General features: G+C 38.1%; 10 protein-coding genes. 6 read left to right on the forward strand and 4 right to left on the reverse strand.

All coding sequences use genetic code 11. From position 1 onward, the window contains the following. Positions 1-17: 17 nt before the first annotated feature. From FJR06_RS02045 to FJR06_RS02055, 3 genes are all read right to left on the reverse strand, one after another. Complete coding sequence (locus FJR06_RS02045; RefSeq protein ID WP_015078765.1) at positions 18-3431, reverse strand: virulence factor SrfB; 3414 nt, start codon at positions 3429-3431, stop codon at positions 18-20. Positions 3432-3614: 183 nt separating this feature from the next. After that, a complete protein-coding gene (locus tag FJR06_RS02050) occupies positions 3615-6173 on the reverse strand; it encodes a dynamin family protein (RefSeq protein ID WP_015078766.1) in 2559 nt (852 codons plus the stop codon). A 257-nt stretch (positions 6174-6430) separates the two neighbouring features. Beyond that, positions 6431-7363, reverse strand: coding sequence for an NAD-dependent epimerase/dehydratase family protein (locus FJR06_RS02055; protein ID WP_168650569.1), 933 nt, complete (start codon positions 7361-7363; stop codon positions 6431-6433). 192 nt (positions 7364-7555) lie between these two features. Between FJR06_RS02055 and FJR06_RS02060 the strand changes: the two genes are divergently transcribed. From FJR06_RS02060 to FJR06_RS02080, 5 genes are all read left to right on the forward strand, one after another. Further along, positions 7556-8698, forward strand: coding sequence for a glycosyltransferase (locus FJR06_RS02060; RefSeq protein WP_015078768.1), 1143 nt, complete (start codon positions 7556-7558; stop codon positions 8696-8698). Between the two features lie 112 nt (positions 8699-8810). After that, positions 8811-9569, forward strand: a complete 759-nt coding sequence (locus FJR06_RS02065; protein WP_015078769.1) for a sugar transferase — start codon at positions 8811-8813, stop codon at positions 9567-9569. Between the two features lie 331 nt (positions 9570-9900). Next, complete coding sequence (gmd, locus tag FJR06_RS02070) at positions 9901-10980, forward strand: GDP-mannose 4,6-dehydratase (protein ID WP_015078770.1); 1080 nt, start codon at positions 9901-9903, stop codon at positions 10978-10980. A 19-nt stretch (positions 10981-10999) separates the two neighbouring features. Next, entirely contained in the window at positions 11000-11944 is a 945-nt protein-coding gene (locus FJR06_RS02075) for a GDP-L-fucose synthase (RefSeq protein WP_015078771.1), read from the forward strand. 146 nt (positions 11945-12090) lie between these two features. Next, entirely contained in the window at positions 12091-12660 is a 570-nt protein-coding gene (locus FJR06_RS02080; RefSeq protein ID WP_168650571.1) for a 5-formyltetrahydrofolate cyclo-ligase, read from the forward strand. 274 nt (positions 12661-12934) lie between these two features. On the opposite strand, the gene FJR06_RS02085 is transcribed toward FJR06_RS02080, so the two are convergent. Beyond that, positions 12935-13123: a hypothetical protein gene (locus FJR06_RS02085; RefSeq protein WP_041457659.1), complete on the reverse strand. Its 189-nt coding sequence runs from the start codon at positions 13121-13123 to the stop codon at positions 12935-12937. Here FJR06_RS02085 and FJR06_RS02090 point away from each other — a divergent pair. After that, positions 13106-14044, forward strand: a complete 939-nt coding sequence (locus tag FJR06_RS02090; protein ID WP_015078773.1) for a hypothetical protein — start codon at positions 13106-13108, stop codon at positions 14042-14044. The genes FJR06_RS02085 and FJR06_RS02090 overlap by 18 nt on opposite strands. Positions 14045-14131 lie beyond the last annotated feature (87 nt).

Raw genomic sequence — 14131 nt, forward strand, 5'->3', positions numbered from 1 at the left:
AAGTCGGGGATATAAGATTAATGAATACCGCAAAAAGGATCACGTTCTTTATCAACTTCGTTAGGTTGTAATTCCAATTCTGCGCGATAAACACATCCTTCTTGTTCCAGACATTCTTGATTATTAGATGTCCAATAAGGAACTGCCCCAGCGTGCATTCTTAATATGCCTGTATTATCAATAGTTACATGATATTGACAAGGATAATCTGTGATAATATCTGGTCTGCTGAGTGTGCCAATCCGTAGCCATTTCTTAGTATTTGTATCACTATCAGTCTGATAAATATAGAAGGTGTGTTGACCACTTTGGGGAAATGATGGCAAAGGTTTACTGATTAATCCTGTTCCTGGTTGTTTGACACCATCTTGTAAATAATGAAATGTTTCCATTGATTTACTTTCATTATTATCAACTGCAAATACTAAATGATAAGCATGAGGTTGATCAACTGTGGCAGATTCTAAAACATTAACAGCAATATCACCATCATTTAAGTTGTGTTGATGGTTTTCTATGGCGATATTCCATTTTAAATTACCATCAGTAAATAAGGTATTTTCAGTAGATTTAGATATGACCGAATTAATATCAATGCCAACCACATCTATTAAATAATGGGGATTACCTCGGCATAGTAAAACGCTAAATTGTAAAGCTTGGTCAATCTCAAATTGGATTTTAATTTTTTTGAGAAATTCCTGTTCTTCCATACCCAATTTATCCATCAATATTTTACCGTCGAAACTACCCCACAGGCGAAAAGTGCCATTTTCATAATCTTGACGATGGATAATATTTGTTAATTGGATGCCCTGCCAAGGTGTCCGCACTTTAGCAACAGTGTCCCAAGGTGCAAGTTGATATAGTTCTTGTCCAGCATTAAAAATGGCTAATGGTTCGTTACTTTGGGTTTTGCGTTTGAAGTTACAAGGAAGATAATAAAACAGGTTTTTGACATCAATTTCTAGTTGATTTGCACCTTTACGTAACAGATTTTTAGATTCTTCTGGATCAAATCGAAAGCGACGCAATTTTTCGGCATAACAAGCACCTGCGGAAGTGGCAATTTTGGTAAATTCTAAAACAAAAGTAATTCGTTCGGGATTCCAAACAAAATAAGGCGATTTACTAAATTCTTCGTAAATTTGTTGTTGAACAAGATTAAAATTGCAAGTTTTTCCAGACAGAATTAACCAATCTACTTTTTGATTTGTTTCTGAATTAAGACGGCTTTCCATTAAGCCTTTTGCAATACCAATGGCTTCTTTAATTGAAGAAGTTGCTGCCCGTTCAAATTGCTGATGATCTAAAGTTAGAGAAATAGATTCAGAACTTCTAACTTGAAATTTAATCGCACTTTGGGCAAGAAGTTCACCAATTTGTTGTTCATTTAAAGTGAAGGTTAATAAAGAACCATCTGCGGGTGGTTTTTGCCCTAATTTGAGTTTAGCAGCTTCAGCATGATCCCACAATGTGTAAAAGGTTTGTAGGCGTTGGGTTGCTTGTTGCCAACGAGTTGGTAAGACTTTTTCCGCTGTATCTAGGGCATCTTTAAAAGCAACGTCACCTTCGGGATTTTCTTTATCTATACATTTTAATAAACTACCAGTTTTAAATTTTCCATCTTCTAAAAAACGGTCATTTAATTCAGAGTTAATTAAGTCTTCTAATTTATCGCTTTCAATGTCACCTGTGGTAACTGCGGTCAGCAGAAAATCAGAAATTGCAACTTTTAACAAACGGAAAATTCGTAAAGTAATTAATTCACCACCTAATTGTAAATGTCCCGAAGAACCTAATAATTTGGGAGTAAGTTTATAGTAACGTCCTCCTAAACCTCTATCTTCATGATCTGCAAAGAAGGGAGTTTTATCTTCTAGAGTAAGTTCAATTAAAGCTAAGTCTGTTGTACCCCCACCAATATCTAAAACCAGGACATTTTGTGACCATTTATTCCCATTTTGACGACAACGAGTTTTAAAAGATTCAATCCCAATATTCAGATTTCCGCCAAATTCTCGCCACAGGAAAAAGATAGCTACAGAAACAGCTTCGTCATAGGCTGTTTGCACATCATCAATGCCTAATTCCTGGACTAATTGCTTAATTTCTTTGCGAACTACGGGAGGGGCAACGGTGGGATAGGTAACAACTGCTGTTAAAAAATCGCCTTCTGAAAATCTCCGTCTAGCCCGTTGCCGATAATCTTCTGTTAGTTCAATTAATTGCGCCCAAGCTGCTTGAATGAGGCGATTAACTTGAATGTTTTCTTCATCTTCTTCTAAGATAATTGGGAAAGATCGATCTTGTCCAAAATAGCGTTTGGGTGAATGATGAAATCTGCTAATAATTTCTTTAACTGAAACAGTTGTTCCTTGGGCTATGGCTTTTTTTCTATTATCTCTTGCGTCTCTACCCATGCGTAGTTTTAAGGGAATTAATTGCGATACTTCCATTTCACTGGGAATTTCTGTACTGCGTCTATCAATATCTAAAATTACGGGAATTAAATTTTGTGATTCTAATGTGGGAACGCGGAAAACTTCGTGATATATAGCATAAAGTTTCTTGCTAACAGCCCGCCGAAATCTATCACTTGTTCCTAAACATAATTCAATTTGGCGAATTGCTTCTAAAAATAATTCTTTGTTATCACTTTCAAAAATTTCACTTAATTGATCTGATTCTATTGCTAAGTTTTTGCTAATATCAACTAGAAATTTTTCCCACTCACTACTACTAACATCTGGTAAGGCTAAATCTGGGGAGGAATTGAACCATTCCGCCATCCGTTCTCTTAATCTCAGTTCTTGTTCTCTGGGTAAAACTTCGGCAATGGGGACTTCTATGGGGTCAAAAAGTGTCACTGTGGAGTTGGAAGTACCAAAATCTAACGCTAACCAACCAGGAAATCTTTTTCTTTGTTTTTCGTTGAGTTTTTCACTGAGTTGTTGACTTAAATTATTCAAATAGTGATCAAATTGTGAAGTATTCATGGGTAGATGATTTTTTGTAGATGAACTTGATGATTTTTGTAAATTGGGTATAAACCAAAGATCACATTCAGCACATACATGATTAGATATGGACAAATTTGGTTTTCCCCCAGCGTCAGAATCAAAATATTCGACAATCACCTTTAAGGTACAATCAACTATTGTGATTAAAGGTGCATCTAACTGACAGGGATCTTGTCCTAATTGAGAAATATTATAAATTTGTTTGGGTGTGGCTGTGTGAAGTTGTCTATAACTTTTTTGAATTTGTGCTGCTAATTCATTTGGTGTACCTCTAACTATGCAGGTAATTCGAGAAATGTACGGTATGTTGCTTTTAATAGGGACAATTTGGATGGTGGGTAGATGCAACTGTGTGTTTTCTTTCACACCTAATTTAAAGCTAGGTAGAAGCTGAATTTCCACAGGCATTTTTGATGTTCCTTTTTTGTTTGTTAATATTTCATTGATAGTGCATTTCCCTAAATTTATTTGATAACTAAAGGTTTACTCTTTTCTTAATAAAAGAATATGGATTAAATGAACCACGAAGGGACGAAGAACACGAAGGAAGAAGGAAGAAGGAAGAAGAATGAAGAATAAAAGTAGTACCAATTAAATGCAGGTAAATAATTCTTCTTCATTAATTGTGGCAATATCGGTTAAGATTTCTAACCAAGCTGGAATGGCTAATTCGGTTTGTGAATCTCTTGCAGCAATATATCTTAGTAGTGCTTCTTTTTTGGCCAGGTTTTGCAAGCTGGGAATAATTTGATCTAAAATTCCGTTGATTTCTATATTTACTTGCTGATTACTTTCACTCACATATTGCACGAGGTGAAGACTAGCACTAGCGGTAATTTCATCTCGCAGTCGTAAAACGAAAAGTTGATGATTTGCGCTTCTTGATGTGTTTTGATTTCTCTCTGGTGACCAATCAAAAATTTGTCCTACACTGTGTTTTTCATCTTGTCTGGCTAGGGGAAAAATACTTTCTGGTTTGATACTTTGATCATGGTTATTGATTTCGGTAATAATGGCTTCTTTCCATTGACGAGGATCAGATCCTAGTAAGAGTTTATAAAATAAATCTGCTTCTTCAAGTCCAAATTTTGATTCAATTTCTTGTTCCATTTCTGGGATAAGAATGGTTTGCAGTTTTTCCCGTTCTAAGGTAATTTGATGTGCCAATGAGCTTAATAAGTCTACCACAGCTTGATGAATGCGATCGCTCGCAAAGTTCTCCAGTTCTTTAACGGTTTTCTCGAAAGCCGGATAAAAGTCATCACTCTTGGTTGCTATGGAGGTATTGACTCGATTTCCTCTATCAAATAATTTCCCCGCTGCACCTTTAAATTCCGCTAAGGTAATTGTGCCATTTTGAATTTTATTAAATAATAATGTCCATTGACTCCAATTCAAAATTTTCAAAGTTAGTTCATCTTTAATGACATCACTAACTACAATTCCTCTTCTATCTTTAAGTTGTTCTTTACCTAAATCTTTCTGAAAGTTTCTGTAGGTTCTATCTAAACTTTCTATGGCTGATCTTAATTCTAGTAAAGCTGGAGTATCAACTGTGGGTATGCCTTGTTCATGGATTTCGGCAATAATTTCTTTGAGATATTCTTGTTGTTGACGAATCACATCAGCAGCCCGACGAGTATCTTCATACAGTTGCTTTAAGCCATGATTAGCAACATGAGTTTGAATCAATTCTCTTAATTTACTAATCCCACCATCTTGAGCAAAATAACCTAATTGTCTTCCTAATTGATTCCTCCCATCTGCTGCTAATAAAGCTTCACTTAAATCACCCCATTTCTGTTGTAATTTTTTCGGTCTTTCCAGATAATCAGGATAATCTAAATTGGCAAGAAATTCCTCAGAACCTGCTTTAATTTGACTAGAACGTTTGGCAAATTCAGACAATCCTAACAGTGGCGATAATAAAACAATTCTATCTTTTTGAGAAGTAAATGCTTCCGCCCCATCAATAATGGTTTTGAGAACTTTCAATTTTTGAAAAACTGCATTTGTTTGTAACGGTTGAGAATCAGATTGATTATTAATTAATAAATCTAGTTCCCTTTCTCCTCCTTCACTTTCTAAAGGCAGTTGATCAAAACGTCCCACACCGACAAGAATTAAATCCTTGAGGTCTTGTCCTGGACGCTGTTGCTGCATCATTGTGAAGATTTTATTGGCGCGATCGCTCCCCGGTGATTTACCATTAAGTAAGACTAAAATTGTCTGTACCTGTGCCAATTCTCGCAAGGATAAAAATGTATCTCTAGTTCCAGAATTAGCTGCACCCAAGCCGGGAAAATCTAAAAGGACAAATTCTTCTGCACCTGTAACATCCCAAATTTCTCGTGATATTTTCACATCAATATCAACACGACGAATTAAGGGAAAACTGGTTTGTAATAATTGCGTTCCTAACCTTTGTGGCGCATTTGGTAAGCGAACATTCGCTGCTGGTAAATCCTCAAATTTGAGAGATTGAATCGCCATGGGCATTTCTGCCAGTTGTAAACCTTCACGGGCTGTAATCCCATCAATTGGGTAAAGGCGACCGCATAAAGCCTCACCATAAGCCTGATAAGCCCGCAAAAATAACACTAACTCCCGCACCAAATAACGCAACTCTAAATTATTGGAACTTTTCCAAACTTCCTCACACCAAATACTGATATCCTTACCGGTTTTAATTTTAGCTACCTGTAAAGGTGTCACCCCAGCGGACGCAGCGCGACGGTTTGCTTCTTTGAGCATGAAGTGTAAGCACTCATTTACCCCTTCATGGGATAAATATTCTACCGTATAATTATTTGCTTGGGTAGTTGCAAAACCATCCTGGGGTTTAATATGAATAGCCGTGACATTACCGGTTGTCGGATTTTCGCTCACGGGTAAAGCGTCTGCGTAACCAATGAGACTTCCTAGCAGCAAACTTTTACCGCTGCTAAATTCCCCCATGATGCCAATTTTTACCGGTGAGTTGGCCAGTTCCACAGTTTTCTCTGCTGCCTCTCGCAGCCGCAGCAGACAATCATCAAGGCTAGTGGGAACCCAATCTTCCTCCTGGGAAGGGCGCTGGGGAACTGAGTCAATTTTGCGGAGGATAAATTCACCGTACTCTTTCAATCGTGCCAGCTTATCTGGTTCCATAGAGTAGTCTTTCGTTTGAGTTCATTTTCACAACTGGGTTATAACACAAAACCTTAAAACTATTCCTATGTGGTGCCACGAAAACAGGCAAGACGCAAGACGGAAGCGGGAATTTCTTTGTTCTTTGTTTTTCTAATCTTCATCTAAGTAGGTGAACACAATAAAACCAATCTGTGTAAAGAAAAGTAAAATCGCCCAAACCCTCTTGCCTCTTGCCTCACCAATGAGCAATGCTAAACCCCGGCAATTGCCAGAAATTACCCAGCTTTCAAAATCTCATCATCTACAGAAAAATCAACTTCTAATTTATCTTGTCCATTGATTAAATAATCATTTACTAAAGAATTTTGCAAACCAGAAATCAAATCATATTTAGGTTGCCAATTTAATTCTATTTGTGCTTTATTCACTGATGCAAAGAAATGCTGTACCCGCATCGGAAAAGCTTTCCGTTTACCAAAATCAAACTTTTTCGGATCATAATGGACGATTTTCACATCATCGGCAGATTTACCAGCAGCTACAGCACAAGCACGCGCTAACCCATCGAAAGTGACAAAGCGATCGCCCGAAATATTATAAATCTGCCCAATTGCTTGATCATTCCCAATTATCTGGGTCATCGCTTGAGCTAAATCCCAGACATGGCCAAGTTGAGTGATGTGCATACCATTTCCGGGAATACAAATCGGGCGATCGCGTACAATTCTATCAAAAAACCAACTTTCCAAAGGATTATAATTTTGCGGCCCGTAGATATAAGTAGGACGAATAGAAGTAAAGGGGATTCCCAACTGCTTGAGGTAAGCTTCCGTTTCATGTTTACCCTTGTGACGACTCTTAGGATCAACAGCATCCCCTTCTAAATGGGGCATTTGGTCAGATTTGAGGTAAACACCCGCAGAACTCATATAAACAAAATGTTTGACCCGTCCTTGAAAAATTTCTGCCAGAGGTTGTGTATCCGTGAGTTCCCTACCATTATTGTCAAAAACGACATCAAAACTTTCTGGTGCTAACTTTTCTTGAAGTTGAGTTGAGTTAGTGCGATCGCCTATAATTTGTCCTACCCCCGCAGGTGCAGCATGATTACCACGATTGAACAAAACCACCTCATGTCCAGCTTTCATCAGTAATTCAGTCAAATACACCCCAATAAACCGAGTTCCACCGATAACCAGAATCCGCATAACTTTCTAATTCCTGAATAAAAATTACCGCTATCTGTAGAGGTTATCAGGTTGTAGTATCACTAGAGGAACATCTTTTGGTAGGATTATATCTTCTATTCAATCTAGAGAGATCAAACTCTTTCCCCCTGCCTTCTCCGAACGACAATTTTTAATGCTCACCTACTTACCTTCCACCCATTCAACTTAAACGTGTCCTTAGAATATGCCTTAGTTCATGAGTGGTTAACCCCTCAAGCCACAGGAGGTTCAGAACTCGTAGTCCAGGAAATATTAAATCACATTGACGCTGATTTATACGCCCTGATTGATTTTGAATCCAGCAATCCAGAAAGTTACCTGTATAAACGTCAAATTGGCACAACGTTTTTACAGAAATTTCCCCAAGCCCGTCAAGGAGTCCAAAAATATTTACCCCTATTACCCTTGGCCATTGAGCAATTGGATTTGCGACAATATGAAGTTATTTTATCTTCATCTCATGCTGTAGCTAAAGGAGTCTTAACCACCCCTAATCAATTGCATATCTGCTATAGCCATAGCCCCATGCGCTACGCGTGGGATTTAACCTTTGATTATCTCAACCAAAGCAAACTAGGGCAAGGAGCAATCGGCTGGATCACCCGCCAAATCCTCCATAATTTGCGGCAATGGGACGTAATTAGTGCCAACCGGGTGGATTACTTCATTGCCAATTCACAACACACAGCCAGACGGATTTGGCGTTGCTATCGTCGGGAAGCAACCGTTATCTATCCACCGGTTAACCTAGATGAATGTTTATTTTCTCCAGAAAAAGAAGATTTTTACTTGATAGTTTCCCGATTAGTAAGTTATAAACAAGTTTCCTTAATTGTTCAGGCTTTTAATAGCCTCAAAAAACCCTTGGTTATTATTGGCACTGGTCCTCAAATGAACAAATTACGGGAAATAGCTCAACCACATATTCAAATCTTAGGATGGCAACCCGATCGTATCGTCAAAAATTATATGTCCCGTGCCAAAGCCTTTGTTTATGCAGCTTGCGAAGACTTTGGCATTGCCCTAGTTGAAGCCCAAGCTTGTGGAACTCCCGTAATTGCATACCGTGCAGGTGGTGCATTAGAAACAGTGAGAGATATTCAGACACATCCTGATACAGGAACTGGTATATTATTTAAAATCCAAACAGTAGGAGCTATAGTAGATGCCGTAGAAAAATTTGTAGATCATGAGCATTTATACAATTACGAGTATATACAAACACACGCTAATCAATTTTCTCGCCAGGTTTTTGCAGAACGTTATCTAGGTTTTGTGAATGAATGTCGTGAAAAAGGAGTTTACCAAAAGTAAACATCGGCCTTTTGTATTTATTTTCTCAGAAGAGTGCAAATTTTTCCTCAAAATTACTGCCTTTTAGCTTTAAGATTGGGACTATGTGTGGTGTGGATTATAAAGGAGTATGATGACTGCCCAGAGTTCACTCCTCTCCGGCAAGCGATACCCGCGGAAGGATAACAGTACATCTGTGACTGTTTTATCAAAACGTGGTCAAAAAGTTAAACAGCCAAAGGTGAAATCCAGAAGTTTATCTTTTCAGGGTTTATACGGAGAGTTTTTTAAACGACTGTTTGATATAGTTTTTTCATTGTCGGTCTTGATTTTGTTTTCTCCCATTTACATGATATTGGCTTTATTGATAGCCATAAGCTCAAAGGGTCCGATCTTTTATGTTCAAGAACGGGTGGGCAAAAACTACCGCAGCTTCAATTGCATTAAGTTTCGCACCATGGTCAACAATGCTGACGAAATTCTTGTCGAAATGATGGCTACATCACCTAACCTCCGAGCAGAATTTGAAGACAATTTTAAGCTGAAAACAGACCCAAGAATCACTAAAATTGGTCACTTTTTGCGAATTACCAGCTTAGATGAATTTCCCCAATTTTGGAATGTTCTCAAAGGAGATATGAGTGTAGTTGGTCCAAGACCTTTAGTCGCGGAAGAATTAATCAAATATGGTGATTATATCAATCATGTTTTAACGATTCGTCCTGGAATTACTGGTTTGTGGCAAGTATCCGGGCGTAATGATATTCCATATCCTCGCCGGGTGCAAATAGACCTCCATTATGTCAATTTTAGGAATTTTTGGCTTGATTTGTGGATCATCCTGAAAACAGTTAATGTTGTCATTATGCCCAAAAATAAAGGAGCTTACTAAGTAAGTACGCAAATTCCATCTTATGGGGCAACATTATGCCCCAAAAACTATTTTCGATAGCAAAGGTATAAAATTTATTCTTACGCATATATACGGCTCAAGGAATTTCTAGTGCTGACAATAATTGATACACTTGAAATCAAGAATATTAATTGAACTAAACCTATAATTATTTGTTAAAGTGTTTTTTAGCAAAAATATTTGTTGACCTTTAACTTGTAATAGCAACTAATATTTGTAGCCTAACTATTGGGCAGTTATATCAATTAACTGCTAGTTTATATCAGAATGTTTGTAATCTTCAACTAAAAACAACAAGGCATCACCAACCATGACACAAAGAAAACGGGCTTTAATTACTGGTATTACTGGTCAAGATGGTTCTTATTTAACTGAACTTTTACTAGAACAAGGTTATGAAGTCCACGGGATTATTCGCCGTACTTCCACCTTTAACACAGACAGAATTGATCATATGTATGAAGATCCTCATAACGAGGGCGCAAGGCTGTTTCTTCACTATGGTGATTTGACAGACGGAACAACACTGCGGCGGATTTTAGAAGAAGTCAAACCTACAGAAATTTATAATTTAGGCGCTCAATCCCACGTCCGGGTCAGCTTTGATTCACCTGAATATACAGTAGATGCTGTAGGTATGGGGACATTACGTTTATTGGAAGCAATCCGCGATTATCAGCACCGCACTGGGATTGAAGTCCGTTTCTATCAAGCTGGTTCTTCGGAAATGTATGGTTTGGTGCAAGCAGTTCCCCAAAGTGAAACCACACCCTTTTATCCCCGCAGTCCCTACGCTTGTGCTAAGGTGTACGCCCACTGGCAAACCATCAATTACCGCGAATCTTACAATTTATTTGCTTGTAACGGTATTCTTTTTAATCATGAATCTCCCAGAAGGGGCGAAACATTTGTTACCCGCAAAATTACTAGAGCCATAGCCCGCATAGTTGCTGGTAAACAAAAAAATATCTTCATGGGTAATTTGGATTCCAAGAGAGATTGGGGTTATGCCAAAGATTACGTAAAAGCAATGTGGTTGATGTTGCAACAAGAGCAGCCAGATGATTATGTGGTGGCAACTGGTGAAACCCATTCAGTGAAGGAGTTTCTGGAGTTAGCATTTAGTTATGTTAATCTCGATTGGCAGAAATACGTAGAGTTTGATCAACGTTATCTGCGTCCTGCAGAAGTAGATTTATTAATTGGTGATCCGACTAAGGCACAGCAAAAATTAGGCTGGAAACCATCAGTAACATTTAAAGAACTGGTTGCGCTCATGGTAGAAGCTGATTTACAAGCTGTGGGTTGTACTTCCCCTAATGGTAATGGTGCAAAATACCCTCAAGATATTGCTACTACCCGTCAAGAATTAGGATCTCTGCACTTTTAATCAGATCAAGGATAATAATATGACAGCCTTAGATTTAGCAAATAAACGGATTCTTGTCACTGGTGGGGCGGGTTTTCTCGGCCGTCAGGTGATAGATCAATTATGTCAGCATGGCGCTAACAGTGAGAAAATTACTGTAACGCGATCGCACGACTGTGATCTACGAGTATGGGAAAATTGCCAACGGGCAGCAGATCAACAGGATATTATCATTCACCTAGCTGCCCATGTTGGTGGCATTGGTCTAAATCGAGAAAAACCCGGCGAGTTATTTTACGATAACTTGATCATGGGAACTCAGTTAATCCATGCAGCTTATCAACAAGGGATAGAAAAGTTTGTCTGTGTAGGAACTATTTGCGCCTATCCTAAGTTTACCCCTGTACCATTTAAAGAAGATGACATCTGGAATGGTTATCCAGAAGAGACTAACGCCCCCTATGGAGTGGCAAAAAAAGCTCTCTTAGTCCAACTACAATCTTATCGTCAGCAGTATGGGTTTAATGGTATTTACCTGTTACCAGTGAACTTGTATGGACCTGAAGATAATTTCAACCCTAGCAGTTCTCATGTAATTCCCGCTTTAATTCGCAAAGTGGAAGAAGCCCAAACCAGGGGAGAAAAACAACTTCCTGTCTGGGGTGATGGTTCTCCTACCCGGGAATTTTTGTATTCTACAGACGCAGCACGGGGAATAGTCATGGGAACTCAGTTTTATAATGATGCTGAACCCGTGAATTTAGGAACTGGTTACGAAATCTCTATCAAAGATCTAATTACTTTAATTTGCGAATTGATGGAGTATGAGGGTGAACTTGTGTGGGAAACCGACAAACCCAATGGCCAACCCCGACGTTGTTTGGACACGGAAAGGGCAAAACAGGCTTTTGGCTTCACTGCTGAAGTAGAATTTAGACAAGGTTTGAAAAATACTATTGATTGGTGGCGTAAAAACGCTGCATAGATGATCTCCTCATCTCGTTCCCAGTCTCCGACTGGGAATGCCTTCATAGAGTTTCTGACTCTAGCATACACACAAGGCAGAGCCTTCTTAATTCATTCCCATACAGAGTATGGGAACGAGGGAAATCTAAAATCTAAAATCCAAAATTGTCACAACTAACTAAAAAGGAATTGCGACGGGTTTTACTCCAAAAACGTCAGTCTATGACATTATTAGAATGGCGGGGGAAAAGCGATCGCCTCACCACCAATATCCAAAACTCGGTTATATTTAATCAAGCAAATACAATTCTGGCTTTTTTTAGCTTTCGTCAAGAACCTGATATTAGCTCGCTATATACTAACACTAATAAACGTTGGGGTTTTCCCCGTTGTGTTGATAAATCTCTAGTTTGGCATTCTTGGCAACCTGATGACACAATTAATATCGGTGCTTATGGGATTACAGAACCTCACCACGAAGCACCGATAATTGACATTGAAGAAGTAGATTTAATTATTGTTCCCTGTGTGGGTTGTGATGTCCAAGGATACCGCTTAGGTTATGGTGGGGGATATTATGACCGTTTGTTAAATTCTCCTGGTTGGCAGACAAAAGCAACTATAGGAGTGGTTTTTGATTTTGCTTATTTATCTCAATTACCTGTTGATAGTTGGGATAAACCATTAGAAAGGGTAATTACAGAAAACTTGATGACAACCACCAGTTTACAGTAGAAAAAATTGAAGTTAACTAAGATCCAAGAATAAGATTTTCTAAAAAACCTATTTCTAATTCTGATGCAGGTTTACCACCGCCACCTTCTATTAATTTTAAATATTTTCGCAACAGTTGCTGCATACTAGAAGTCCGATATTGGGGACTAATTTGTAATAACGCATTTTCCCAATGAATCTTTGTTGGTAAGTGTCCATATTCAGCTAAATAAATAGCTTCTCTGACTAATTTATCTAATTCTGCACCTGAATAACCGGCGGTTTTCTCTACTCATTAAAAATCAGCTTTATTAGTATCAGTCCGAATATCTGTAACTGGTTTTTGTATTTTTTCTGTGTTATTATTAGGAGAATTTTCAACTTTATTGGTAGAGATATTTGCAGTTTTTATTTCGGAAGTTGGAGTTACTGCTGGACGGAGAGGTTTTTTAGCAATGGATTTTGTATGACGAGAGAAGCCCATGACCAATTTGCGAAAGAATATCTAGAGGAATTATTAAAACCTTTAGGTCAAGTAGATATTGGTAAAGACGTAAAAAGCGAAGTTAGGGAAATAGATATTTGGTTTGTTCCCAATCAATCAAAATCTGTAACTTCCGATTTAGGATTATTAGCAAAAATGGCAGTTACAAGCTGTCTATTTGAACCTTTTCGTAATCCTCCCAATGAAATGACAATTAGAAGTTGTATGTCAAAATTATCCAGCCTTCATGAAGAATTGTTTCGACAAGCAAAAAGAGAAAATCGGCGGCTAATGGAAACCGAGTTCCCTGTTTTATGGATTTTAACACCAACCTGCTCAAAAAATAAACTAGATGGATTTAGAGCTACACTCGAAGATGATTGGGAAACAGGAGTTTATTTTCTAGGAGAATCGCATAAAACCGCAATTGTAGCAATTAACCAATTACCCAAAAATCAGGATACACTATGGTTAAGGGTGTTAGGTAATGGGGAAACCCAAAAACAAGCAGTACAAGAACTGATCACAGTTTCCACAGAAAACCAGTGTAATTATCTACTGGAAATTTTAGCATCTTGGCGTAAAAATATAGAGATTAACACTAATATCAACGATGAAGATAGGGAGTTGATTATGACTTTATCACCAGCATATCTCAAACAACGCGAGGAATGGCGACAAGAGGGACTGCAAACGGGACTGCAAACGGGACTACAAACGGGATTGCAAACGGGAAGACAAGAAGAATTGCGGTTAATAGTAGGAAGTTTACTAACAGCACGTTTTGGTAATTTAGATGAGAAATTATCTGCTGTTGTTACTCCTATTATGGAACTTTCTCTCACAGAAAGAACTGATTTATTACTCAATTTATCTCAGTTGTCTCGTGAGGAATTATTAGCTAAATTCCCCATTAAATAACCCATTTTTGTAGGTTGTTCACATCCTTCAGATCCCCGACTTTTCTAAGAAGTCGGGGTGATTATTTAAAACCACTGTTTCTTATCC

Origin of the sequence: Dolichospermum sp. UHCC 0352, assembly GCF_009711925.1 — a bacterium.
GTDB lineage: Bacteria > Cyanobacteriota > Cyanobacteriia > Cyanobacteriales > Nostocaceae > Dolichospermum > Dolichospermum lemmermannii.